General features: G+C 64.6%; 26 protein-coding genes. 7 read left to right on the top strand and 19 right to left on the bottom strand.

Going from position 1 to position 24716, the window contains the following annotated elements:
* Nucleotides 1-9 precede the first annotated feature (9 nt).
* On the top strand, nt 10-948 hold the full coding sequence (locus RBJ75_RS26075; RefSeq protein WP_160297922.1) for an ABC transporter substrate-binding protein: 939 nt from the start codon (nt 10-12) through the stop codon (nt 946-948).
* A gap of 62 nt (nt 949-1010) precedes the next feature.
* Here the strand turns inward: RBJ75_RS26075 and RBJ75_RS26070 are convergent, their stop codons facing one another.
* Both RBJ75_RS26070 and RBJ75_RS26065 read right to left on the bottom strand, forming a co-directional pair.
* Nucleotides 1011-2120 carry an ATP-dependent RecD-like DNA helicase gene (locus tag RBJ75_RS26070; RefSeq protein ID WP_276156325.1) on the bottom strand — a complete coding sequence of 370 codons (1110 nt, stop codon included), beginning with the start codon at nt 2118-2120 and terminating at the stop codon, nt 1011-1013.
* Nucleotides 2121-2201: 81 nt separating this feature from the next.
* Nucleotides 2202-3026, bottom strand: coding sequence for a transglutaminase-like domain-containing protein (locus tag RBJ75_RS26065; RefSeq protein WP_044410911.1), 825 nt, complete (start codon nt 3024-3026; stop codon nt 2202-2204).
* 352 nt (nt 3027-3378) lie between these two features.
* Between RBJ75_RS26065 and RBJ75_RS26060 the strand changes: the two genes are divergently transcribed.
* From RBJ75_RS26060 to RBJ75_RS26040, 5 genes are all read left to right on the top strand, one after another.
* Complete coding sequence (locus tag RBJ75_RS26060; RefSeq protein WP_044410912.1) at nt 3379-3648, top strand: hypothetical protein; 270 nt, start codon at nt 3379-3381, stop codon at nt 3646-3648.
* Between the two features lie 67 nt (nt 3649-3715).
* Nucleotides 3716-3994 (top strand): DUF1488 domain-containing protein, encoded by a 279-nt coding sequence (locus RBJ75_RS26055; protein WP_044410914.1) that lies wholly within the window; start codon nt 3716-3718, stop codon nt 3992-3994.
* A gap of 56 nt (nt 3995-4050) precedes the next feature.
* On the top strand, nt 4051-4275 hold the full coding sequence (locus RBJ75_RS26050; RefSeq protein WP_052628920.1) for a hypothetical protein: 225 nt from the start codon (nt 4051-4053) through the stop codon (nt 4273-4275).
* Nucleotides 4276-4635: 360 nt separating this feature from the next.
* Nucleotides 4636-4938: a type II toxin-antitoxin system RelE/ParE family toxin gene (locus RBJ75_RS26045; protein WP_249762017.1), complete on the top strand. Its 303-nt coding sequence runs from the start codon at nt 4636-4638 to the stop codon at nt 4936-4938.
* The gene (locus RBJ75_RS26040) at nt 4935-5273 is read left to right on the top strand and encodes a helix-turn-helix domain-containing protein (protein WP_044410916.1); all 339 of its coding nucleotides are present in this window, start codon (nt 4935-4937) and stop codon (nt 5271-5273) included. The genes RBJ75_RS26045 and RBJ75_RS26040 overlap by 4 nt, the downstream gene beginning before the upstream one ends.
* Nucleotides 5274-5730: 457 nt before the next feature.
* On the opposite strand, the gene RBJ75_RS26035 is transcribed toward RBJ75_RS26040, so the two are convergent.
* The 6 genes from RBJ75_RS26035 to RBJ75_RS26010 form a co-directional block, all read right to left on the bottom strand.
* Entirely contained in the window at nt 5731-7110 is a 1380-nt protein-coding gene (locus RBJ75_RS26035; protein WP_044410919.1) for a sigma-54 interaction domain-containing protein, read from the bottom strand.
* Between the two features lie 45 nt (nt 7111-7155).
* Entirely contained in the window at nt 7156-7506 is a 351-nt protein-coding gene (gene fliN, locus RBJ75_RS26030) for a flagellar motor switch protein FliN (RefSeq protein ID WP_044410922.1), read from the bottom strand.
* Between the two features lie 9 nt (nt 7507-7515).
* Nucleotides 7516-8151: a FliH/SctL family protein gene (locus RBJ75_RS26025; protein WP_044410924.1), complete on the bottom strand. Its 636-nt coding sequence runs from the start codon at nt 8149-8151 to the stop codon at nt 7516-7518.
* Entirely contained in the window at nt 8151-9239 is a 1089-nt protein-coding gene (gene fliG / locus RBJ75_RS26020; RefSeq protein WP_044410927.1) for a flagellar motor switch protein FliG, read from the bottom strand. The genes RBJ75_RS26025 and fliG overlap by 1 nt, the downstream gene beginning before the upstream one ends.
* A complete protein-coding gene (gene fliF / locus RBJ75_RS26015; RefSeq protein ID WP_044410934.1) occupies nt 9239-10852 on the bottom strand; it encodes a flagellar basal-body MS-ring/collar protein FliF in 1614 nt (537 codons plus the stop codon). The genes fliG and fliF overlap by 1 nt, the downstream gene beginning before the upstream one ends.
* 173 nt (nt 10853-11025) lie before the next feature.
* On the bottom strand, nt 11026-11301 hold the full coding sequence (locus RBJ75_RS26010; protein WP_002714638.1) for a DUF1153 domain-containing protein: 276 nt from the start codon (nt 11299-11301) through the stop codon (nt 11026-11028).
* Between the two features lie 437 nt (nt 11302-11738).
* Between RBJ75_RS26010 and RBJ75_RS26005 the strand changes: the two genes are divergently transcribed.
* Nucleotides 11739-12032, top strand: a complete 294-nt coding sequence (locus RBJ75_RS26005) for a hypothetical protein (RefSeq protein WP_152647710.1) — start codon at nt 11739-11741, stop codon at nt 12030-12032.
* A 223-nt stretch (nt 12033-12255) separates the two neighbouring features.
* On the opposite strand, the gene RBJ75_RS26000 is transcribed toward RBJ75_RS26005, so the two are convergent.
* From RBJ75_RS26000 to urtC, 11 genes are all read right to left on the bottom strand, one after another.
* A complete protein-coding gene (locus tag RBJ75_RS26000) occupies nt 12256-12795 on the bottom strand; it encodes an NADH-quinone oxidoreductase subunit B family protein (RefSeq protein WP_044418249.1) in 540 nt (179 codons plus the stop codon).
* A 204-nt stretch (nt 12796-12999) separates the two neighbouring features.
* On the bottom strand, nt 13000-14508 hold the full coding sequence (locus RBJ75_RS25995; protein ID WP_044418247.1) for an NADH-quinone oxidoreductase subunit C: 1509 nt from the start codon (nt 14506-14508) through the stop codon (nt 13000-13002).
* A gap of 32 nt (nt 14509-14540) precedes the next feature.
* Nucleotides 14541-15992, bottom strand: coding sequence for a hydrogenase 4 subunit F (locus tag RBJ75_RS25990; RefSeq protein ID WP_276156324.1), 1452 nt, complete (start codon nt 15990-15992; stop codon nt 14541-14543).
* Complete coding sequence (locus tag RBJ75_RS25985) at nt 15989-16651, bottom strand: hydrogenase-4 component E (RefSeq protein WP_044410759.1); 663 nt, start codon at nt 16649-16651, stop codon at nt 15989-15991. Before RBJ75_RS25985 ends, RBJ75_RS25990 begins: the two co-directional genes overlap by 4 nt.
* Nucleotides 16651-17607 carry a respiratory chain complex I subunit 1 family protein gene (locus RBJ75_RS25980; protein ID WP_276156323.1) on the bottom strand — a complete coding sequence of 319 codons (957 nt, stop codon included), beginning with the start codon at nt 17605-17607 and terminating at the stop codon, nt 16651-16653. Before RBJ75_RS25980 ends, RBJ75_RS25985 begins: the two co-directional genes overlap by 1 nt.
* Complete coding sequence (hyfB, locus tag RBJ75_RS25975) at nt 17598-19625, bottom strand: hydrogenase 4 subunit B (RefSeq protein ID WP_044416641.1); 2028 nt, start codon at nt 19623-19625, stop codon at nt 17598-17600. The genes RBJ75_RS25980 and hyfB overlap by 10 nt, the downstream gene beginning before the upstream one ends.
* Nucleotides 19626-20154: 529 nt before the next feature.
* Complete coding sequence (locus RBJ75_RS25970) at nt 20155-20496, bottom strand: FmdB family zinc ribbon protein (RefSeq protein ID WP_044405262.1); 342 nt, start codon at nt 20494-20496, stop codon at nt 20155-20157.
* 157 nt (nt 20497-20653) lie between these two features.
* Nucleotides 20654-21883, bottom strand: coding sequence for a formamidase (gene fmdA, locus RBJ75_RS25965; protein WP_044405259.1), 1230 nt, complete (start codon nt 21881-21883; stop codon nt 20654-20656).
* Nucleotides 21884-21955: 72 nt separating this feature from the next.
* Nucleotides 21956-22645, bottom strand: a complete 690-nt coding sequence (urtE, locus tag RBJ75_RS25960) for an urea ABC transporter ATP-binding subunit UrtE (RefSeq protein WP_044405256.1) — start codon at nt 22643-22645, stop codon at nt 21956-21958.
* A 149-nt stretch (nt 22646-22794) separates the two neighbouring features.
* Nucleotides 22795-23550, bottom strand: a complete 756-nt coding sequence (urtD, locus tag RBJ75_RS25955; RefSeq protein WP_044405253.1) for an urea ABC transporter ATP-binding protein UrtD — start codon at nt 23548-23550, stop codon at nt 22795-22797.
* Between the two features lie 9 nt (nt 23551-23559).
* Nucleotides 23560-24714 (bottom strand): urea ABC transporter permease subunit UrtC, encoded by a 1155-nt coding sequence (urtC, locus tag RBJ75_RS25950; RefSeq protein ID WP_276156602.1) that lies wholly within the window; start codon nt 24712-24714, stop codon nt 23560-23562.
* Nucleotides 24715-24716 lie beyond the last annotated feature (2 nt).

The raw sequence follows: 24716 nt of genomic DNA, 5'->3' as shown, positions 1-24716 counted from the left end.
GGAATTCCCATGGTCAAACGCGTGCAATCAATGTTGGCAGCTATCTGCTGCCTGCTGCTTGTCGGATCGGTTTCGGCGCAGGCGCAGCAATCGCTGAAACTCGGCATCGGGGTCACCTCGGATTTTCTCGCCGCCTACATGGCCATCGATCAGGGATTGTTCGAGAAACGCGGCCTGCAGGTGACGCCGGTGTCGATGGCGGGAACCGCCGGATCGAACCAGATCGCAGCGCTGGTGGCGGGATCGATCGACGTGCTGGCGAATTCGGCACCAGCGCTGATCCAGTCGGTGGACGCCGGATTGCCGCTGGTCGGTGTGGCCAACGGATCGGTGCTTCCGACCTTCGGAAACCTCGGCATCGTCGCCCGCACCGGCAGCAACATCAAGGTGCCGGCCGACCTGGTGAACCGGAAAGTGGCGGTCGCCGGCCTCAACAGCATCCTGCATTTCGCGGCCCGCAACTGGCTGTCCGAAAACGGCGTGGACTACAACAAGGTGCAATGGCTGGAAGTGCTGCCACCGCAGATGACCGATCTGATGAAAAGCGGCCAGTTCGACGCGGCCGTGATGACCGATCCGTTCTTCACCGCGGCGGTCACCCAAGGGGTCGGATATGACGCCGGCAAAGTCTACGCGAAAGCGCCGGCCGGGGTGTCGCTGGCGGTCTATATCTCGACCACATCCTGGGCCGAAACCCATCCAAAGGAGTTGGCCGCGTTCCGCCTGGCGCTCGCCGATGGTATGAAGCTGGCGCAGGAGAATCAGCCGCTGGCGATGGCGGTGCTGGCCAAATACACCAAGCTGCCGCCGCAAGCCCTGGCGCTGATCGGGATGCCCAATTTGGCGGCCAAGCTCGAGCCTGCGAACCTGCAATGGTGGGTCGACGTGCTGAAGAAGCAGGACGTGCTGACCGGCGACACCAAGGTCTCCGATTTCATCCTGCCCTGACGGCTGCCGCAAACGCATGCCCTGCCGGACAAAGGCAGGGCATGTTTATTTGGTTTCCCCGCTCACACCACGATGCTGAGCCGCTTGGCGGCGCGGGTGATGCCGGTATAGAGCCAGCGGGCGCGGCTTTCCTGAAACGCAAAGCTTTCGTCGAACAGCACCACGTCGTCCCATTGCGAGCCCTGCGATTTGTGCACGGTCAGCACATAGCCGTAGTCGAATTCGTCATAGGGTTTGCGCTGCTCCCAGGGGATCTCCTCGATCGCGCCGCCGAAGCAATCGCCGCGCACCGAGACCTTGGTGACCTTGCCGCCGAAATCCTCGTCGGGTGCCAGCCGCATGGTGATGATCTTGGATTTCGACGCCGCGCGCGCCTTGACACGCCACAGCCCGCCATTGAACAGCGCCTTCTTGCGGTTGTTGCGCAGGCACACCAGCTTGTCGCCGGCCACCGGCAGCGGATCGTCGATGTCGAGCCGGTGCCGGAACCGCATATTATAGGCGCGCCGCGTGGCGTTGCGGCCGACCAGCACCTGATCGGCCTGCATCACCCGCTGCGGATCGAGCTCGTCGCGCGACACCACCTGGCTCTCGCCATAGCGGCCGATATCGAGTTCGCGGCCTTCGCGCACATCCATCGACATCCGCACGATCGGATCGTCCTGGGCCTGGCGATGCACCTCGGTCAGCATCACGTCGGGTTCGACATTGGTGAAGAAGCCGCCGCCCTGGATCGGCGGCAGCTGCGCCGGATCACCCAGCACCAACAGCGGGCAGTCGAACGACATCAGGTCGCGGCCGAGCTCGGCATCGACCATCGAGCATTCGTCGATCACGATCAGCTTGGCCTTGGAGGCCGGCGCGTCGTCCCACAATTCGAAACTCGGCTGCTCGACGCCGCTCTCGCGCGCCCGATAGATCAGCGAATGGATCGTCGAGGCGCCGTCGCAGCCCTTGTTGCGCATCACCAAAGCGGCCTTGCCGGTGAAGGCGGCGAATTTGACCTCGCCCGAGACGTCGTCGGCGATATGCCGCGCCAGCGTGGTCTTGCCGGTGCCGGCATAGCCGAACAGCCGGAACACCTGCGGCGTATCGCCCTTGCCGGGCTTGGCCTTCAGCCAATCGGCCACCGCCTTCAGCGCGGCATCCTGATGCGGGGAAAAAGTCGGCATGGGATCTCGTGGACAGGCGGCGCGGCGCGCGGCGACTCAAGGGCGCAAGCTAACCAATCGGGCGGACAGCGCAAGCCGCCGTCAGGCGGCGCTGGCGCTGTCCTCGATCTCGTCGGTCCAGACCTTGAAGCTGACCAGATTATTGGCGCCGAAGGTGTGGGTGATCGGCACATCGGCGGCGTCGCGGCCCTGCGCGATCAGCACCCGGCCGACGCGGGGCACATTGTTACGCGGATCGAACGTATGCCAATGGCCGCCCAGATAGGCCTCGAACCAGCCGGCGAAATCGCCGACGCCCCAGGGTTTCGGCGTGCCCATGTCGCCCAGATAGCCGGTGCAGTAGCGCGCCGGGATGTTCATGCAGCGGCACAGGGCAATCGCCAGATGCGCGTAGTCGCGGCAGACGCCGCGGCCTTCGTCATAGGCTTCCCAGGCGGTGCGGGTGGCGCGGGCGTCCTGGTAATTGAACTTGATGTGGTTGTGGACGAAATCGCAGATTGCCTGCACCCTGGTCCAGCCCGGCGCGGTCTGGCCGAACATCTGCCAGGCGATGTCCGACAGCCGGTCGGTGTCGCAATAGCGGCTGCCGAGCAGATAGACGATGGTCTCCGCCGGCAGATCCTCGACCGCGTGCTGGATCGCGTCCGGCACCACCGGGTCGGGCGGGCCGAGATCGCGCACGATGCCGTCGGCCGACAGCACCATCCGCCCGGCCGGCGCCACGATGCGGCTGCACCAATTGCCGAAGCCGTCGCGATAGGGCGTGATCGGCACCACCGGCGTGGTGGTGAGGAAGTCCGGAACGATGACGTCGGAGGCGCGGGTGAAGTGAACGCCCAGTACCATCAGCATCGGAGTCGGCTGCGGAAAGTCGTAAATCATCTCATAGCCGACGCGGAGCTTCATCAAATATATCCTCACTGGAATGCAATAGGTCGACGGCAACGCCGGATGGTGGCCAACGTTCCGCCACGGCGAGCGCCATCATCGCCTGAGCAGCAGACACGGCTTCCGCGCTCCGCGGCGCAGCGGTCAGTATAATCAGCAAATGGCGATGGCGCTGCCCAAAGACAAGGTTGCGTGCCCTGTTTGCAGGCGCAAAGCGCCCTATGTCCAGTTTGGAATAGCTATTGCGGGCAAAAGAGCGCAAGCATATCGCGATTGCCAATATCCCGCGCGGCGATCGATCAAACTTACCTGCGACCGCGCGCAAGCCGCGCCATCACGCTGACACGCTTTGGCGTGCAGGGAGGCGTTCGTGACCACCAGAACCCGCCGCGAGACTTTGACCTTCCATCATCCGTTTCGGCTCGCCGGCATCGATCGGCTATTGCCGGCCGGCGCCTATGACGTGGTGACCGATGAGGAGATGATCGAGGGGCTGTCCTTCGCCTCGTTCCGCCGCGTCGCCACCATGATCACGATCCCAGCGGCGCCGCCGCGGCAGTCGTCGATGGAAATGATCTCGGTCGACGCCGCCGATCTGGCGGAAGCGCAACGCCAGGACGCCGCCACGTCGGCTGCCTAGTACCGGAGCTCCCTGCGCTCGACGACGCTCTCACTTCATTTGCATTTCACTCCTCGGGAGACCCACAATGGCTTTCAGCAGCGGCAAATTCCACGGCTACGACATCGATCGCTCGGTGGTGTTGTTCTCGATGATGAATGACCTCACCGAAATTCCCTGCGCGATCTCCACCACCGCGATGGACGATATGGAAGGCGCCAAGCGGACGCCGGCGGCGGCGCGCGAGGAGCAGTTCATGCGGCTGCGCGGCGACATCGAGGCCAAGGCCGGGCTGAAATTCTCCAATTCCGAACTAGAAGGCAAGCCCGCAGGCATCATCCTGCGCAGCATCGATTTCCGCAAATAGCCGATGCGCCGATTTGCCATGCGACGCCGGCACCGGCCTGCTTTAGGATCGGCGCCATGAAACGTGTCGCGACCTGGGTCGCTTATGCCATCGGCGGGCTCGCCTGCCTCTATCTGGCGCTATACGCCTACCGGATCTTCACCGCGCCGCGGCTGACGCCGGGCGAGCCGATCCGCATCTTCCGAAAACCCGACGCGCCGAAATATTCCTCGGCCGATGGCGCGATCAAGCCGGGTGATCGCGGCTCGGAAGGCGTCATTCAACGCAAGGCTCGAATATAGGCTTCAATGGATCTCACCGCCGCGCGAAGGTGCGGCGCATGACGCAGGTCGCGGTGGTAGACAAGGTAGAGCGGCTGGGTCGGCCCTGCGCTCTCGGTGGTGAGGCGAACCAGATCGGCATGTGGAGCCTGTCGGCGGAAACAGGATGGCCGACGTGGCAAAACGTGAAGCCGATATTGCGCTGCGGCTTGTCCGTTCGACGTCGAATCTCCCGGTCCAGAAACAGGTTGCGACGCTGCGTTTCTCCTTGTGCTTTCCATCTTGCTTTGACTATACAGAAATTTATATAATATTCGCATGGCCGAACGAGCACCGAAACAGCTGGTGTAGATCGCGTCCAGTCGGCGCGACATCCGGGCGTTGCCCCTCAGGGTCAGGCGCAACTTCGGCACCGCGCTGTTCGCAGCTCAGCTCGGCGTTACGCCGCCGACCGCCAAAATTCTGAAGGGCTTCGGTGGCGGCGGCGTTGTAGAACTGATCGAGGACGATCGAAGCGGGACCTACCGCGCGGTCTACACGGTGCGCTTTCATACGGCGGTCTATGTACTGCATGTGTTTCAGAAGAAGTCCAAGCACGGGATCGCCACCGCTCAGGCCGACATCGAACTGATCAAAGCGCGGCTGAAAATCGCCGAAGCCTTGCACAAGGAACGGGGCCCATGACCAAGACCTACGAAGTCAGCACCGGCAACGTGTTCACCGATCTCGGCCTCAAGGACTCCGAGCAGGAGCTCATGAAGGCCAAGCTCACCATTCAGATTTACCGGCTGCTCTCCGAGCGCGGCCTGACCCAAGCCGACGCGGCCAAGCTGCTCGGCACCACGCAGCCGCAGGTCTCGGCCTTGATGCGGTGCAAGCCGACGTCGATTTCCATCGGGCGCCTGATGGAGTTTCTGACCATCCTCGGGCAGGACGTGCAGGTCACCGTCAAGCCGGCGTCCCGTCGAAAATCGCGGGCGGCGCCGAACGGGCGCATGTCGGTCGTGGTGCAGGCGTGATGCAGCCTTCGCAAACGTCGGTCGTGACTGAGCCATTCTGAGCTCCGCCTCCGCGCTCACGACCATCTCCGGCGTCGGCGGCTTGGGGCGGGCGGGGGTACGGAGGATGCGGGTGAAGCGGGTGCCGCCGTCTGCCGCTTCGAACGTGTCGTGCACCACCACAAGGCCCATGAAGGGGACCTATGTCGCGCCTGAACGTTTCGCAGGCATTCCGAAGACTCCAGCTGGCCTGCTGGAACTCGGCGGATCTCCAGCCGGATCCAAGTCTGTCGGCTATTGGCCGTGAGCGGACATTGCAAAAATCAGACGCAAGGTCTGTTGTTCGCCAAAAGCGGGCATCACTCATCCGACCACACCGCGGAGCCGTGCGGCGCCATCGCTTGCAGTGCGGGCGAGAACGGGCCACGCGCTGCGCCACCGCCGGACCAGCACCCGCCCTCCCCCGTCAGCTTCCGCCTTACGCCGTCGCCACGAACGCCCGGTGATCGCCGGAGCCGGCCGGGGTCACCGGCAGGCCGCCGTCGGCATATTCGTTCAGCTTGTTGCGCAGCGTGCGGATCGAGATGCCGAGGATGTTGGCGGCGTGGGTGCGGTTGCCGAGGCAATGCTTCAGCGTCTCCAGGATCAGGTCGCGCTCGACATCGGCCACGGTGCGCCCGACCAGAGCGCGGGTCACCTGCTCGGCCGCGAAGGTGGCGTGCGCCACCGCCGGTGGGGTTTTTTGCAGATCGAGCCGGTCGCCCTCCGGGCTGAGGATGGCGTCGGCGCCGATGTCGTCGCCCTGCGCCATCAGCACCGCGCGGTGGATGGTGTTTTCCAGCTCGCGGACGTTGCCCTGCCAGCGATTGGTGCTCAGCACCCGGCGCGCCTCGTCGGAAATCGGCCGCACCGGCACGCCATTGGCGTCGGCATATTTGCGAGCGAAATGCTGCGCCAGCTCGAGAATATCGGCGGGGCGCTCGCGCAGCGGCGGGATCTTCAGATTGACGACGTTGAGCCGGAACAGCAGATCCTCGCGGAAGCTGCCTTCGCGCACCGCGTCGGCGAGGTTGCGGTTCGAGGTGGCGATGATGCGGATGTCGATCGGCACCGGACGGGTGCCACCGACGCGATCGATCACCCGCTCCTGGATCGCGCGCAGCAATTTCGATTGCAGCCGCACGTCCATTTCGGAGATTTCGTCGAGCAGCAGCGTGCCGCCGGTGGCTTCCTCGAATTTGCCGATGCGGCGCGCCACCGCGCCGGTGAAGGCGCCCTTCTCGTGGCCGAACAATTCGGATTCCAACAGATGCTCGGGGATCGCCGCGCAATTGATGCTGATGAACGGCTTCTTGGCGCGGTTGGAACGGGTGTGGACGTAGCGCGCCATCACCTCCTTGCCGGTGCCGCTCTCGCCGGTGATCATCACCGAGGCGTCGGAGCCGGCGATCTGCTGCGCCAGCTTGACCACCTTGGCCATCGACTCGTCGCGATAGATCATTTCGCGGGAATCATTGGCGACCGCGGCCAGCACCGCGGCGATCAGCTCCGGATCCGGCGGCAGCGGGATGTATTCCTTGGCGCCGGCATGGATCGCGGCGACCGCGGCGCGGGCGTCGTTGGCGATGCCGCAGGCGACGATCGGCACGTGGATATGTTCGGCTTCGAGCCGCATCACCAGATCGCGGATGTCGAGCGCGACGTCGACCAGCAGCAGGTCGGCGCCCTTGCCGCCGCGCAGCACCCGCATCGCCTGCTCGTTGTTCTCCGCATGGGTCACCGAGGCGCCATTCTGCATGGCGATCTGGGTGGCGGTGGTTAGCTGGCCCTTCAAGGTACCAACGATGAGAAGCCGCATGGGTCGCTCCTGTAATCCTGCCGCGGTGTCCGCGAACTCTAAATGTTAGGCGCGTTCCGCCTTGATGATTTCCGTCATGGTGACACCGAGCTTGTCCTCGACCAGGACCACCTCGCCGCGCGCCACCAGCCGGTTGTTGACATAGATATCGATCGCCTCGCCGACCCTGCGGTCGAGCTCCAGCACGGTGCCGGGGCCGAGCTTCAGCAATTCGCCGACGTCCATCTTGGAGCGGCCGAGCACGGCCGAGACCTGCACCGGCACGTCGAACACCGCCTCGAGATCGGCGGCGATCCGCGACACCTGCTCTTCGTCGTTGTAACCGATGTCGCCCAGCGGCGGCGCGTCGGCGGCGTTGAGATCGGGAAGCGGCACCTGACCGTCTTTGTCGCTCATATTCGTTCCTTAAGGCCGTGGCTGGCCGGCTGAGGCGCGGGACGCCATGTAGCTCCCCACCAATTCGTCGATTTTCGCGTCGATCGTCGCGCGCTCGCGCAGCACGCCGCCGTCCGCCCATTCGATCTTGCAATCGCCGGCCGGAATCTCGGGCTCCGCCAGCAGCACCAGGCGGCCCTCGAAGCCGCTCTGCTTGGCCAGCCGCTCGATCCGCTCCCGGGCGGCTTCAAGCAATTCATTGTTGATCCGCACCACCAGATGCGGCGTCGACACCAGATGCTGGAAACACTCGGCGACCAGCGTGGTGACCTCGACCAGCGGCTCGGCGGCGATCAGTTCGGCGCACAGCTTGCGCGCCACCGCGACCGCGACGTCGACGGCCTCGGTCTCCATCCGGCTTTCGACGGCGGACACGCCCTGCGCGATGGTGCCGATCGAGGCGCCGATCTGCTCCAGCGCCGCCGCCATGCGGCGGTCGCTTTCCGCCTTGGCCTCGCGCTGGGCAGCCTCGAAGCCGGCGCGATGGCCGCGCGCCTCCGCGGCCGCGACCTTTTCGGCGATCTCGGCAGGCGTCGCGGGCTTTTCGCGAGCCTTGTCCGGCACGCCGAAATCCAGATCGAACAGAAATTTGGCGGGCGCGGCCATCAGTACACCAGCTCGTCGTCGGCGCGGTTCTTGGTCAGCACGATTTCTCCCTTTGCGGCGAGGTCCTTGGCCAGGTTGACCAGCAGCGCCTGGGCTTCGTCGACGTCGCGCAGCCGCACCGGACCGAGCGCGGCCATGTCGTCGAGCAGCATCTTGCCGGCACGCGAACTCATATTGCCGAGGAAGAACGCGCGGACGTCCTCATTGGCGCTCTTCAGCGCGATGCCGAGCTTGTCCTTGTCGACATTGCGCATCAGGGTCTGCGCCGAGCCGGCGTCGAGCTTGACCAGATCGTCGAAGGTGAACATCAGCGCCTTGATGCGCTCGGCCGCCTCGCGGTTGTCCTCTTCCAGCGAGGTGATGAACCGGGTCTCGGTCTGGCGGTCGAAATTGTTGAAGATCTCGGCCATCACCTCATGGGCGTCGCGCCGCCTGGTCTGCGACAAGTTGGACATGAATTCGGAGCGCAGGGTCTTTTCCACGCTCTCGATCACGTCCTTCTGCACCGCTTCCATTTTCAGCATCCGGCCGATGACGTCGAGCGCCATGTCTTCCGGCAGAATCGCCAGCACCCTGGCGGCGTGTTCGGATTTCAGCTTCGACAGCACCACCGCGGTGGTCTGCGGATATTCGTTCTTGAGGTAGTTCGCCAACACCTCTTCCTGGACGTTGGAGAGCTTCTCCCACATGTTGCGGCCGGCCGGGCCGCGGATCTCTTCCATGATGCCGCTGACGCGGTCGCTCGGCAGATATTTCTGCAGCAGCCGTTCGGTGGCGTCGAAGGTGCCCATCAGCGCGCCCGACGCCGACATCCGCGAGACGAATTCCAGCAACAGATCTTCGACCACCTCGGGCTCGATCGTGCCGAGCGACGACATCACCACCGACAATTCGCGCACTTCGTCGTCGTCGAGCAGGCTCCAGACCTTGCCGCCATATTGCTCGCCGAGCGCCAGCATCAGGATCGCGGCGCGCTTGGGGCCGGAGATCGGCTTCGACGGCGCACGGCCGCCCTGGCGCTGCGCCAGCGTGGCGACAACGCTGGCGATGTCGTTGGTGTTGTCGCCTGTGGTCTGGGGAACTGCCATTACGCCGGCTCCGTCAGCCATTGACGAACAATGGCGGCGGTTTCATTGGGGTTGCGCTCGGCCAGCTCGCCGACCCGGTGCACCGACTGGGCGTGCACCTGGCCTTGGACCTGGGCGATGTCGATCATATTGGCGCCCGGCGCCACCAATTGGCCGTCGGCGCCGATCTGCGGCGCGCTGCCGTCGGCGAGCGCCGGGATGCTGGACACTTCGGGGGTTGGTTCGGAGGCCAGGATGCGCCGCACCAGCGGCCGGATCACCATGAACATCACCATCAGGCCGAGCAGCATCATCACCCCGAGTTCGATGACATACATCACGTCGTCCTTTGTGAATTGCAGCATGCCGAGCAGGCCGCTGGGTTCGGCGAGCGGGATCACCGCGGGGGCCTCGGCAAATTTCAGATTGACGACCTCGACCTGGTCGCCGCGCTTCTGGTCGAAGCCGATCGCCGAACGCACCAGCGCCGCGATGCGGTCGAGCTGGTCCTTGGTGCGTTCGGAATAGACCATCTCGCCCTTTTCGTTCTTGGTGTAGATGCCGTCGACCAGCACCGCGACCGAGACCCGCTTGATCCGGCCGGCTTCGGTCACCTCGACCTTGGTGGTGTGGGAAATCTCGTAATTGTTGGTTTCCTCGGTCTTCTTGCTCTGGTCGCGCGCCGTCGCGGTGGCGCCCTGGCCCTGATTGCCGGGAAGCTCGTTGTTGACGGTGACCTGGCCGTCCGGCGGCCCGGCGGTCACCGAGCTCTCTTCGCGCGACTGGCTGGAGCGCAGCACCCGGCCTTCGGGGTCAAAGGTGTCGGAGGTCTGCGTCACTTTGTTATAATCGAAATCGGCGGTGAGCTGGACCCGGGCCCGGCCGGCGCCGACCACCGAGGAGACGATCGCCTCGACCTGGCTGCGCATTCGCTTTTCCAGGCCGACGCGGCGTTCGTCGCTGGTGGCGCCCTCGGTCGCCGGATCGCCGGCGGCGCCGTCGGCGAGCAATTGCCCGGACTCGTCGACGATCGAGACCCGCTGCGGCTTCAAGCCGTTAACAGCGGACGACACCAGATGGCGGATGGCGCGGACCTGCTGCGGCTCCAGCTGGCCGCGCACCCGCAGCACGATCGAGGCCGACGGCTCCGGCGTTTCCCGCGAAAACAGCGGCCGCTCCGGCAGCACCAGATGGACGCGGGCGGCCTGGATCCGGTCGATCGCCCGGATGGTGCGCGCCAGCTCGCCCTCGAGCGCGCGCAGATGGTTGATGTTCTGGACGAAGCTGGTGGTGCCGAGCGCATCGGACTTGTCGAAGATCTCGTAACCGACGCCGCCGCCCTTGGGCAGCCCGCCCTCGGCCAGCTTCATCCGCAGCCGCGTCACCTTGTCCTTCGGCACCATGATGATGGCACCGTCGTTCTTCAATTCGTAAGGAATGCCTTGGCGTTCCAAGTCTTTCATAATGCTGGAGGAATCCTCCATGCTGAGATCGGTGAAGAGGGTGGTCATCTGCGGCGTGGTGACGCGCATGATGACAAAGGCGAAGAATCCGATCAGCGCAGCTGTGACGGCGATCATGGCCATCAGGCGGGCCGCGCCCAAGCCTTTCAGAAAGCTCACCAAACTCTGCAACGGACCAGCCCCTCGGATTCGGCATGACGAGCCGACTAGGCAAATCTTGCCTATGGGATGGTTTCGATAAGGTTAACGTTCCTTAACGGAGGTAAATAAGTTCCATTATGCTGAAAGCCGCACTCTCAAAAAGAGTACGGCTTTCTGCAAAGTGTTAACGATTTTGAAGGGTGCTATTGCCGGTATTGCTGGATTCGGGTGGTGCGCAGGCCGGCAAGACCATGCTGGTCGATCGAAAACTGCCAGGACAGAAACTCGTCCACGGTCAGCGTATAGCGGCTGCAAGCTTCCTCGAGGGAAAGAAGTCCGCCGCGAACCGCTGCGACGACTTCTGCCTTACGGCGGATAACCCACCGTTTTGTCCCGGGTGCCGGAAGATCCGCAATCGTTAACGGACTACCGTCAGGCCCGATGACATATTTTACCCTCGGGCGATGGGGCTCTGTCATGGCGTACTCACAAACTCTCAACCACTGAACTCACCATAGCAACCTACGCCGGCCGACTTAAAAATTGACTAAGCCCCGAAGCACAATAAGATTCTCCTTGGATATGCTTACCGATTTCCGGTTCTGCCTGCGGCGCAGCCCGTGGCGGGCGAAGGAGTAGGCGCATCGCGGCAGCGCCGGCGGGGCGGCCAAGCCATCGGCGGCGGCTCACGACGCTCGGCGACGGGCGCAAAGCGAACGGTATCGGGCGCAAGGATCCGATTAGTTCGGGCTGCGATCAGTCGGCCAAAGCGCGCCGCGACGCCGGCCGCGCGCGCCGCGGAATCGAAGTTGGACTTTCGCACGTTGGGTTTTTGCGATAGTGCTGATACATGAGCAATCCGTCGGAGCCATCGCGCGAAGTGTTGGATCATCCGCAGGCCGGAGCGATCTCGGCATTGCTGGACGACGCGACACTGCAGGCGCTCGACGCGTGGGCAACCCGCTACATGATCACGCGCGCGCAGGCGATCGGCCGGCTGATCCGGTTGGGACTAACCGTCGACCCCGCAATGTCGCCCGCCAGGTCCGCGCGGACCGACCGCGCCATCGAATTGGCCGCCACCCAGATCGGCGCGCTGATCGGCCCCGATGCCCCCTCCGACGAACGTCACCGCCGCATCGCCCGCCTGATCGAGGGCCCGCCGGAATTCGTTGACGCAAGAATCGATCTGCCGAAACGCCGGATCTGAGCCACCTATGCGCCGCGTGCCCCGGACGCAGCGCAACGCGCCGCGTTGCGGCCTGGTGCGCTGCAGAGCCGGGGCCCCGGTTTGGGCGCTCCAAAGCCGGGTCCCGGTTCTGCGGAGCAGCGCGGAGCCTGTACTCGGGCCGCGCGAAGCGCGGACCCGGGTGCGCTGCACCGCGCCCGGGACGCGATGCGCCTGGCCCCGCATGTTCTGTCGGACAGCTTTTTCAGCCCGGCGCTCGGGCCGTGCCGACGGCGACGCGGTCGAGCAGGGCCAGCAGGCCGCGCAGGATGTCGAGCGGCGGCGGCGGACAGCCGGGGATGTGCAGGTCGACCGGAAGCACCGCCGAGACGCCGCCCGCCACCGCGTAGCTGTCCTTGAAGCAGCCGCCGTCAAGGGCGCAATCGCCGAGCGCGACCACCCATTTCGGTCCGGGCACCGCCTCGTAAGTGCGTAGCAACGCCTCGCGCATGTTCTTCGTCACCGGCCCGGTCACCAGCAGCACGTCGGCGTGGCGCGGCGAGGCGACGAAGCGGATGCCGAAGCGTTCGACGTCGTAATAGGGATTGCTCAACGCGTGGATTTCCAGCTCGCAGCCATTACAGGAGCCGGCATCGACCTCGCGGATCGCCAGGCTGCGGCCGAGGCGCCGCCGCGCCGCGCCGCCGACCCGCGTCGCCAACTCTTGCACTTCGGCGTCGGCCAAGGTCGGCGCGGCTTCGCTGAGCGGCGCGCGGAACAGGCTTTTGAACAACAGCTTGCGCATCTTATCGTCCGGATCGTTCGAATGGGTCGAAGCAGGGCGTCATCGGAAGCGCGCTCCCTCTCCCATGGGGAGAGGGTCGGGGTGAGGGGGTACGCCGTCTCGTTGGTCCAAAACCCCTCACCCGGATGGCTTCGCCATCCGACCTCTCCCGATGGGAGAGGTGAAGCAAGGCTCGGGCGTTTGGTTTCATTGCGACAGTTCGCTTCATAGATCCACGCCCGAATAGGAGCAGTTGAAGGATTTGTTGCAGAGCGGAAAGTCGGCGACGATGTTGCCTTCGATCGCAGCTTCCAGCAGCGGCCATTGAAACCACGACGGATCGCGCAGATGGCAGCGCGCGATCACGCCGTCGCGCAGCCGCAGCCAGACCAGCACGTCGCCGCGAAAACCCTCGACCAACGCCACGCCCTCGCCCTGCCCCTGTACCGGCAGCGGCGCCAGCAACGGGCCGCGCGGCAATTGATCGAGGATCTGATCGATCAGCGACAGGCTCTGCTCGACCTCGCGGATCCGGATCCAGATCCTGGCATTGACGTCGCCCTGCTGTAGCACCGGCACCTCGAAGCGCAGATCCTGATAGGGCGGATAGGCCAGGGTTCGCCTGGTGTCGAAGCCGCGGCCGGAGGCGCGGCCGACAAAGCCGCCGGCGCAATATTGCGCGGCCAGCTCCGGCTTGAGAACGCCGGTCGAGACGGTGCGATCCTGCAACGAGGCGGTGTCGTCGTAGAGTTCGACCAATTCGGGAAATTGCCGGCGGATGGTGGCCAGCGCGGCGCGGATCGCCGCCTTGCCGGCGTCGTCGATGTCGCGGGCGATGCCGCCGGGCACGATCACGTCGCGCATCAGGCGATGGCCGAAGGCTGTGGCGGCGGCGCGCAGCACGATTTCGCGCAAGGCGCCGAAATGCGCCAGCAGCAGCGCGAAGGCGGCGTCGTTGCAGATCCCGCCGATGTCGCCGAGGTGATTGGCGAGGCGCTCCAGCTCGGCGCAGAGGGCGCGCAGCCAGACCGCGCGTGGCGGCACCGCCAGATCGCTCGCCGCCTCCACGGCGCGCGCGAAGGCAAACCCATAGGCCACGGTGCTGTCCCCCGACACCCGGCCGGCGAGCCGCGCGGCGCGGATCGGATCGGCGCCGATCATCAGCGCCTCGGTGCCCTTGTGGACGTAGCCGAGCCGCTGCTCGAGCCGGACCACGGTCTCGCCGCTGACCGAGAAACGGAAATGCCCGGGCTCGATGATGCCGGCATGGACCGGACCGACCGCGGCCTGATGCACGCCCTCGCCTTCCACCTTCAGAAACGGGTATGGCGGCTCCGGCGCGGTGATCGCCACCGCCTCGCCTTGCGGCGCGCGCACGCCCCATTGGCCGTGATCGAGCCATGGCCTGGAGTCGGTCGCGCCATCGGCGACCAGCCCGAACAGATCCTGGATGCTGCGCTCCAGCCGCTGCGCCGGCGGGTGATGGGCCGCCACCGACGGAAAATGCTTATCTGGGCATTCGAGGCTGACCACGCCGATCTCGGCGCTGCGCGAATCGAACAGCGCCATATGCACCATCGCGGGCTCGCCCCACAGCGACAGCAGGCTCCAGCGCCGCTCGGCCAATTGCCGCGTGGCAAAGCCCCACACCGCGGAATCGATCACGGTGCGCGGCCACGGCCGATGCCGCTGCACCTGCTGGCCTTCCAGGTTGAGATCGATCAGCGACGGCATCGGGCGTTTGTTCTCTCTCTAGCCAAGAAGCTCTATCCAAGAAGTTTGGCGACATGCTGGAACCAGAGCACGATCGGCGTCGGCAGATAGACTCCGGCGATCAGCACCAGCGCCAGATGGGCGAACATCGGCACATAGGACGCCTCGACCGGCGCGCGGCTGCCGCGCGGCTCGCCGAAGGCAACGCCGGTCAGCCGCAGCGTCAGGGCGCCGAAGGCGACCAGCAGGCCGAACACCAGCGCCAGCGCCAGCCAAGGCTGCCGCGCGAAGGTCGAACTGACCAACAAAAATTCGCTCATGAAAATGCCGAGCGGCGGCAGGCCCGCGATCGCCACCACGCCGACCACCAGCCCCCAGCCCAACGCCGGGTGGGTCTCGGTGAGGCCGCGGATCCTGGCGATCGACTGCGTGCCCTTGACCTGGGCGATGTGGCCGACCGCAAAGAAGATCGCCGATTTGGTCAGGCTGTGCATCACCATGTGCAGGAGTCCGGCGAAATTCGCCAGCGGCCCGCCCATCCCGAAGGCGAACACGATGATGCCCATGTGCTCGATCGACGAATAGGCGAACAGCCGCTTGATGTCGCGCCGCCGGTACAGCATGAACGCCGCGAACAATAGCGACGCCAGCCCCATGATCACCATCAGCGAGCCCGGCTCGATCGCCTCGGGATTGATGGTGAGCATCATCTTGAAGCGTAGCAGCGCGTACAGCGCCACATTCAGCAACAGCCCCGACAACACCGCCGAGATCGGCGTCGGACCTTCGGCATGGGCGTCGGGCAGCCAGGCGTGCAGCGGCGCCAGCCCGACCTTGGTGCCGTAGCCGAGCAGCAGGAACACGAAGGCGACGTTGAGCAGCGCCGGGTCGAACCGCGCGGCGTGCTGCATCAGCAGGGTCCAGACCATCGCGTCCGGCCCCTCGCCCATCACCGGCAGCGCCGCCATATAGACCAGGATGGTGCCGAACAGCGCAAAGGCGATGCCGACGCTGCCGAGAATGAAATATTTCCACGCCGCCTCCAGCGCGGCTTCGGTGCGGTAGATGCCGACCATCAGCACCGTGCTCAGCGTCGCCAATTCGACCGCCACCCACATCAGGCCGATATTGTTGGACATGAACGCGAGATTCATGCCGAACATCATGATCTGGTACATCGCGTGGTAGAACCGCAGATAGGCCGGGGTCAGCCGCCCGGTCTCGAGCTCATGGGCGATATAGCTGGCGCTGAACACGCTGGTGGTGAAGCCGACGAAGGAATTCAACACGATGAACACGATGTTGAGGTCGTCGACGAGCACATAGGGTCCCGGCGCGGCGCGCGGAATCAGCAGCAGCGCGCCCGCGGACAGGAAAGTCAGCAGGCTGGCGACGACGTTGAGCCGCGCGGTCAGCCGATAGCCGGGCAGCAGCGCCAGCAGCGCCGCGGCGACGATCGGGATCAGCAGCACGCCGGCCACCGGATTGAAGGCCGAAAGCGTCATCGCCGCTCCCCGCGCGAATCGTCGAGCGCGCCGACATCGACCGAGTCGAAGCGTTCGCGGATCCGGAACAGGAAGATGCCGATCACGATGAAGGCGATCAGGATCGAGAAGGCGACGCTGATCTCGACCACCAGCGGCATGCCCTTGGCGCCAGTCGCGGCCAGCACCAACCCGTTTTCCAGCGCCATGAAGCCGACCACCTGGCTGACCGCGTTGCGCCGCGTCACCATCACCAGCAGGCCGAGCAGCACCACCGACAGCGCGAAGGCGAGATCCTCGCGCGCCAGCGCGTCGGCCTCGGCGGTGACCCGCAGCATCAGCGCCAGCGACAGCGCGACCAGGCCCATCCCGGCCAGCATGGTCGGGCCGATCCCGACCGCGGTCTCGATGTCACGGTGAATGCCGAGCTGTTTGATGATGCGATGCAGCGCCACCGGGATGATGATCGCCTTGAACACCAGCGCGATCGCCGCGGTGACGTAGAGATGCGGCGCATTCTGGATATAGGCCTGCCAGGCCACCGCCAGCGACAGCGTCAGCGCGTGCAGCGCGAACACGTTGAGCAGCGAATACAGCCGGTCCTGATACAGCATCATGAAGCTGATCAGCACCAGGCCGCCGGCGAGTGAATGCGAGATATCGAAATTGAGATTGTGCATCACAGGCTCGTCGATACGAATAGCAGCAGCGTGCCGAGCAGGCCCAGCATCAGCGCCGCGCCGAGGAATTGCGGCACCCGGAACACCCGCATCTTGGCGGTGGCAGTCTCAAACAGCGCCAGCAGGAAGCCGGCGAAGCCGACCTTGAGCACATAGATTGCGGCGCCGGCCACATAGGCCAGCGGCCCGGCACCGAAGATCGCGATCCCCCAGGGGAAGAACAGGCAGACGATCAGCGAGACATAGAGCAGCAATTTGAGGAAGGCGCCGAACTCGATCATCGCCAAATGGCGGCCGGAATATTCCAGGATCATCGCCTCGTGCACCATGGTCAATTCGAGATGCGTCGAGGGGTTGTCGACCGGGATCCGGGCGTTCTCGGCCAACGCCACGATCACCAGCGCGATCATCGCCATGCCGAGCGAGACCCGCAGCCCGGTCTGCGACGAGGCGATGAAATTGGCGACGGTGGAAAGCTCCGTCGAGCCCGCCACCAGGGCGACGCAGAACACGATCAGCAGCATCGCCGGCTCGGCCAGGGCTGCGATCATCACCTCGCGGCTGGCGCCGATACCGCCGAACGAGGTGCCGACATCCATCCCGGCCAGAGCGAGGAAGAACCGCGCGGTGCCGAGCAGCGCCACGATCACGATCAGATCCGCGGCCCAGTTGAACAATAGCCCAGTGGCGAAGGTCGGCACCAAAGCGGCCGCGACCCAGATCGCCGCGAAGGTGACATAGGGCGTGGCGCGGAACAGCCAGGAGGCGTTGTCGGCCAGCACCACTTCCTTGCGCAGCAGCCGCAACAGATCGCGATAGGGCTGCAGCACCGATGGGCCGCGACGGCGCAGCAGCCGCGCCTTGACCTTGCGGATGAAGCCGGTGAGCAGCGGCGCCAGCACGAACACCAGCAGCATCTGCATGCCCTGGACCAATATGTCGGAGATCACGACCATATCGCGAGCACCAGCAGCAGCGTGACCAAAGTGGCGAACACCAGGCTGAGATAGCCGCGGATCGTCAGCAATTGCATCTGATTGAGCCGGTTGGCGGTGTAGCCGACGGCGCCGACCAGCGGCCGATAGATCCGCTCCCAGGCCAGATCGTGCAGCTCGATCCGCAACCGCGCCGGCGCGCCATCGCCGGGCGCCGGCATGGTGACGTGATCGGCGGCGCGAAACAGCAGCGTGCCGAACACCCGGCGGATCGGCTGAGCGAAGCCGGCGGCCGAATATTGCGCCAGCGGCGCCGGATCGACAAAGCCGCAGCCCCAGGCCGGCACGCGACGCACCGCGCGCGAGGCGTAAAGATAGATCGCGCCGAACAGCGCCGACGTCGAGATCGCGATGAACACCAGCACCAACAGGCCGTTATAAGAGCCCTTGGGCTCAGCGAGCGGCACGATCGACAGCCAGGCGATGCCGGCTTGCGGCGCCAGCCGATGGCCGAGCATCTCCACGGCGATCGGCGACAGCGCGTCGATCACCACGCCGGGCAGAATGCCGGCGAGCAGGCACAAAGTGGCCAGGATCGCCATCGCGGCCAGCGAGAAGCGATCGACCTCATGGGCTGTTTCGGCGGCGACGCTGCGCGGCCGGCTGAGAAAGCTGACCCCATAGGCCTTGACGAAACACGCCGCCGCCAATGCAGCGGCCAGCGCCATCAGGGCGCCGACCGCCGGCACCATGATCTTGAGGCCCCATTGCGGCAGGCTGGGCGATTGCAGCACCGCCTGGAAGATCAGCCATTCCGAGACGAAGCCGTTGAATGGCGGCAGCGCCGAGATCGCCACGCAGCCGACCAGGAACACGACGCTGGTCACCGGCATGCGGTGAATGAGGCCGCCGAGCCGGTCCATGTTGCGCTCGCCGGTCGCGGTCAACACCGCGCCGGCGCCGAAGAACAACAGCGTCTTGAAGAAGGAATGGTTGAGCACGTGGAACAGCGCCGCGGTGAAGGCCAGCGCCGCCGGCAGCGCCATGCCATTGGCCTGGAACGCCAGCGACAGGCCGAGGCTGACAAAGATGATGCCGACATTCTCGATCGTCGAATAGGCCAAGAGCCGCTTCAGATCCTTCTCCATCAGCGCATAGAGAATCCCCATCACCGCGCTGACGCCGCCCAGCACCAGCACGATGCCGCTGCTGCTCCAGATCGGCGGCCCGAGCAGATCGAACACCACGCGGATGAAACCGTAGACCGCCACCTTGGTCATCACCCCGCTCATCAGCGCCGAGACATGGCTGGGCGCGGCCGGATGCGCCAGCGGCAGCCAGACATGCAGCGGCACCAGGCCGGCCTTGGAGCCGGCGCCGAGCAGCATCAGGATCAGCACCAGCGTCGCGGCGGCCGGCGTATGTTGGGCGGCGCGGATCGCCGCGAAGCCATAATCGCCGGCGGGGCCGGCCAGGAAGCCGAACGCCAGCAGCAGCGCCATCGTCCCGAAGCTCGCCATCACCAGATAGACGTAGCCCGCCTTGGCGTTGCCGGGCACGCGATGATGGGTCATCACCAGCGCCCACGACACCAGCGACATGAATTCCCAGCACAACAGAAACGAGAAAGCGTCGGCGGCCAGCACCACCAGATTCATCGCGGCGAGAAACGCCGGAAAGAACGGCAGCACCCGCTGCGGCGCGGATTCGTGGCGGCCATAGCCGAGGCCATAGAGGCTCGCCATCGCGCCGCCGAGATTGACCACCACCAGAAAGAACGAGGCCAGCGCATCGAGCCGGAAATGCGCGCCGAGCCAGGGCAGCCCGACCGGCAGGGTCAGCTCGGATGAGCCGGAGGGATGTGCGAGCAGAAAGGCCCCGGCGCCGAGCAGCGCGACGGCGCAGGCCGCCATCGTGGCGCCATAGGTCGCCGCCGTGGCAAGCTCGCGGGAGCGGCCGAGCGCGATGGCCAGGATCGCCAAGACCGCCAAGCCGAGCAGCGCGGCGACGCACCAAAGCTGCACCGCGACCGCCGCCATCACCCTCGCCCTGACTGCATCACATCGATCCCGAACATTCGCCTGGCCGGCTTCGGGCGCCGACAGGCCGGCATCTGTGCCGAAATTCTGGCATCGCGTCGCCGCAACGTCGCGATGTCATCGACCGCGGCTGTGCCGGCAGGCCTGGCGCATCGATAGCCGAAACCAGAGGTACATATCAATGATTAACGTTTCAATGCCATCATTGATGTCTATAATAGCTATTATGATATATAATACATCTTCCTCGAGCGACACGGGGCGGTCGGCGCAGGACCAATCGCGGCGATTTTCGATGTCGAATCCTGATGGAGCTGCGGTCTGTCGACGCCAACGAATCCGGGGCACGCACAGCCTTCGCTGCGCGCGCCCCGAAATTTGCAACCGGGAACTTTAAGGTGAGCCGATCAGATCGCCGTCACCGGGCTAGAGCAATTCCGGTTCTGATAGAATCAGAACCGGAGCTCTAGATTCTTGTTTTGACGCGTTTTCTTCACGCGAACCGGTATCCACTTCGCTCGAAAACGCTCTAATGGCTGATCATCCACGGCCGCGCGGTGGGAAACCCCTTGGCGCCGCTCTTGCTGCGGCTCTGCAGCCGCGACGGCTTGCCCGAGGAACAGCAGCCGCAGCCCGGGCCGTGCGAGGCCTTGTATTCGCCGACCGTCTTCGGCGCGTTGGCGCTGCGTTCATTGGTGGCGTGAGCGCTGCGCTTGTCGCTCGCCATGCAGAAATAATTCGGCGCGGTGAGGATCACCCGCGGCGCCGACACCGCGCATTGCGGGCAGTCATTCGGCTCGTCGCATTCCGCCATCGGCCGCATCTCGGTGAACGGACCGCAGGCGTCGCAGAGATATTCATAGACCGGCATGATGATTTTCCATTTCGGCGAAGTTTTGACGAAGCCCTCGCGCGTCATTGCGAGGAGCGAAGCGACGAAGCAATCCAGGGTTTGAGACCGTGGCCCCTGGATTGCTTCGCTGTCGGGCGGCGCATGGCGCCGCCCTCGGCTCGCAATGACGCGTCGACTACTTGTCCTGCGACAGCGGCATCTGGATGTCGCCCTTGATGTGTTTGATCGGGCCGGCCGAGCTCGGCATGATGTCGAAATCGAAGATCTCGGTCGGCAGCCACAGCGTGGCGCAGGCGTTGGGGACGTCGACGACGCCGGAGATATGGCCTTGGCACGGCGCGGTGCCGAGGATCGAATAGGCCTGGGCGCCGGAATAGCCGAACTTCTTCAGATATTCGATGGCGTTGAGGCAGGCCTGGCGATAGGCGATGTGGACGTCGAGATAATGCTGCTTGCCGGCCTCGTCGACCGAGATGCCCTCGAAGATCAGGAAGTCCTTGTAGTTCGGCGTCATCGGCGACGGCTTGAACACCGGATTCTTGATGCCGTATTTGTTGACGCCGTCCTTGATGACATCGACCTTGATGTGCAGCCAGCCGGCCATCTCGATGGCGCCGCAGAAGGTGATCTCGCCGTCGCCCTGCGAAAAGTGCAGATCGCCCATCGACAGCCCGCCGCCCGGCACATAGACCGGGAAGTAGACTTTCGAACCGCGTGACAAATCCTTGATGTCGCAATTGCCGCCATGTTCGCGCGGCGGCACGGTGCGGGCGCCTTCGGCCGCGGCCTTCTCCTTTGCTTCGCCCTTGAGCCGGCCCATATGGGCGGTCGGGCCGAATGGCGGATTGGCGAGGCCGGGCACGCGGGTCGGGTTGGTGTCGATCAGCGCCTGTTCGCGCTCGTTCCAGGTTGCCAGCAATTTCGGATCGGGCAGACAGCCGATCAGGCCGGGATGGATCAACCCGGCGAAATTCACGCCCGGGATGTGGCGCGACGAGGTGTACATGCCTTTAAAATCCCAGATCGACTTCTGCGCCAGCGGGAAGTGATCGGTGAGAAAGCCGCCGCCATTCTGCTTGGAGAAGAAGCCGTTGAAGCCCCATTGGCTGTCCTTCATCGGGCCGACGTCCAAGAGGTCGACCACCAATAGGTCGCCTGGCTCGGCGCCCTTGACGCCGATCGGACCGGACAGGAAGTGCACGATCGACAGGTCGATATCGCGGACGTCGTCGGCGGAATCATTGTTCTTGATGAAGCCGCCGGTCCAGTCATAGGTCTCGACGATGAAATCGTCGCCGGGATTGACCCAGGCCACCATCGGAACGTCGGGGTGCCAGCGATTGTGGATGTTCTCGTTGTCGTAGGCCGATTGCGTGAGGTCGACCTTGATCAGTGTATCTACCATTGTGAGCTCCCCTTCGTTACCAGTGGCCGTGTCGTTGAACTTGGACGTTAGTCGTGCGGTCGGGTCGTGCGGTTAGACGGACAGATATTTCGAGATCTGATCGGCATCGACGGCGGCGCGCGGATCGTCGCGGACGATCTCGCCGTTCTCGATCACCAGCACCCGGTCGGCGACGTCGAGCGCGAAGCTCAGCACCTGTTCGGAGACGATGATCGACAGCCCGCGGGTGTCGCGGATCTGCTTCAGCGTGCGGGCCATGTCCTTGATGATCGAGGGCTGGATGCCCTCGGTCGGCTCGTCGAGCAGCAGCACCTTCGGCTTGGTGGCGAGCGCGCGGGCGATCGCCAGCTGCTGCTGCTGGCCGCCGGACAGGTTGCCGCCGCGGCGGCCCTTCATCTCCAGCAGCACCGGAAACAGCTCGTAGATATCGCCCGGCACCTCGCGCTCGCCGGAGGCGACCAGCCCGGTCTCGATGTTTTCCTTCACCGTCATGCTGGAGAAGATCATGCGGCCCTGCGGCACATAGGCCAGGCCCTTGGCGACCCGCTCATAGCTCTTCAGCGCCGAGAGTTCGGCGCCCTCCATCGCCACCGAGCCGCTCTTGGTCGGGATGATCCCCATCAGCGACTTCATCAGCGTGGTCTTGCCCATGCCGTTGCGCCCCATGATGGCGACGATCTCGTTCGGCGCCACCGCGACGTTGAGCCCGTGCAGCACCTCGCTCTGGCCGTAGGCGACGTGTAGGTCCGAGATTGACAGCATGACGTGCTCCTCAAATTGCCGACGACGCGAAACGAGGCGTCATTGCGAGGAGCGTAGCGACGAAGCAATCCAGCGCTTCGCGTGCCGCCCCTGGATTGCTTCGCTTCGCTCGCAATGACGAAGTCGTGGTCGTATTCACCGAAGTCTCCTCAATGCCCCAGATAGACTTCGATCACCTTGGGATCGTTCTTGACCTGCTCCATGGTGCCTTCCGACAGGATCTGGCCCTGATGCAGCACGGTGACCTTGTGGGCGATGTCCTCGACGAATTTCATGTCGTGCTCGATCACCAGCACCGAGCGGTCCTTGATGATGGTGTTGAGCAATTCGGCGGTCTTCACCCGCTCGCTGACGCTCATGCCGGCGACCGGCTCGTCGAGCATCAACAGGTCCGGGTCCTGGATCAGCAGCATGCCGATCTCCAGCCATTGCTTCTGGCCGTGGCTGAGCAGGTCGGCGCTCATGTTGAGCTTGTCCTTCAGGAAGATCGCCTCGGCGACCTCGTGGACCCGGTCGCGCACCGCGGCGTCGCGGGTGAAGGTCAGCGCGCCGAATACGGTGCGGCCGCGCGGATAGGACACCTCGAGATTCTCGAACACCGTGAGATCGTCATAGATCGACGGATTCTGAAACTTGCGGCCGACCCCGACCTGCACGATCTGGTTCTCCGTCATCTTGGTGAGATCCTTGTCGCGGAAATGGATCGCCCCGGAGGTCGCCTTGGTCTTGCCGCAGATCAGGTCGAGCACCGTAGTCTTGCCGGCGCCGTTGGGGCCGATGATGACGCGGATCTCGTTTTCCTCGACATAGAACGACAGGTCATTGACCGCCTTGAAGCCGTCGAACGACACCGTCAGCCCCTCGACGGAGAGCAGGAAGTCCTTGGGTTGATGACCGATCAGCATGGTTCTCTCCTATTCCGCCGGGGCGCCGTCGACGACCGGTCCGAACGACTTGCCGCTGCTGGAGTCGCTGCCCGGCGTGCGCTTGGCGAAGAAGCGATCGATATGCGGCTGGATGTAATCGTTCCAGATTCCGGCAAGGCCATTCGGGAATGCCAGCACCACCGCAATGAACAGCCCGCCAAGGCCGAACAACCACAATTCGGGGAAGGATTCCGACAGGCTGGTCTTGGCGAAGTTCACCAGCAAGGTGCCGTAGACCGCGCCGAGGATCGACAGCCGGCCGCCGACCGCGGTGTAGATCACCATCTCGATCGACGGCACGATGCCGACGAAGGACGGCGACATGAAGCCGACATTGAGCGCGAACATCGCGCCGCCGATCGCGGCGAAGATCGCCGCGACGCAGAAGGCGAAGATCTTGAAATTGGCGACGCTGTAGCCGGAGAAGCGGACCCGGTCCTCCTTCTCGCGCATCGCCACCAGGATGCGGCCGAGCTTGGAGCGGCGGATGAACTGGGCGATGAAGATGCAGCCGAACAGCAGCGCCACCTCGACGAAGTACAGGACGATCTTGGCGTGGTCGGGCCGGATGTCCCAGCCCTTCAAGGTGCGCAGATCGGTCATGCCGTTGATGCCGCCGGTGTAGCCCTGCTGGCCGACGATCAGGATGGTCAGGATGGCGGCGACCGCCTGGGTGATGATGGCGAAATAGGTGCCGCCGACGCGGCGCTTGAACATCGCCGCGCCGATGATGAAGGCGAAGAACGCCGGCACCGCGATGATGGCGATGATGGTGAAGGTCAGGCTGTGGAACGGCTTCCAGAACAGCGGCAGCGAGGTGATCTGATTCCAGTCCATGAAGTCCGGAATGCCCGGGGTCGACTGGATCTTGGTGTTCTCGATGCTGGAGGCTTCGAGCTTGAGAAACATCGCCATGCAATAGCCGCCGAGGCCGAAGAACACGCCCTGGCCGAGGCTGAGAATGCCGCCATAGCCCCAGCAGATCACCAGGCCGAGCGCCACGAAGGCGTAGGTGAGATATTTGGCGAACAGGTTGAGCCTGAACACGTCGAGGCTGAGCGGCAGGATGACGACCAGCAGGGCGGCCAGAACCAGAATGCCCATCAGCTCTTTGCGATTAACGAAGCGCGCATTGTCGGTCATGA

Source organism: Rhodopseudomonas sp. BAL398, from assembly GCF_033001325.1.
Taxonomy (GTDB): domain Bacteria; phylum Pseudomonadota; class Alphaproteobacteria; order Rhizobiales; family Xanthobacteraceae; genus JARJEH01.
This window is presented reverse-complemented; position numbering and strand designations above follow the sequence as displayed.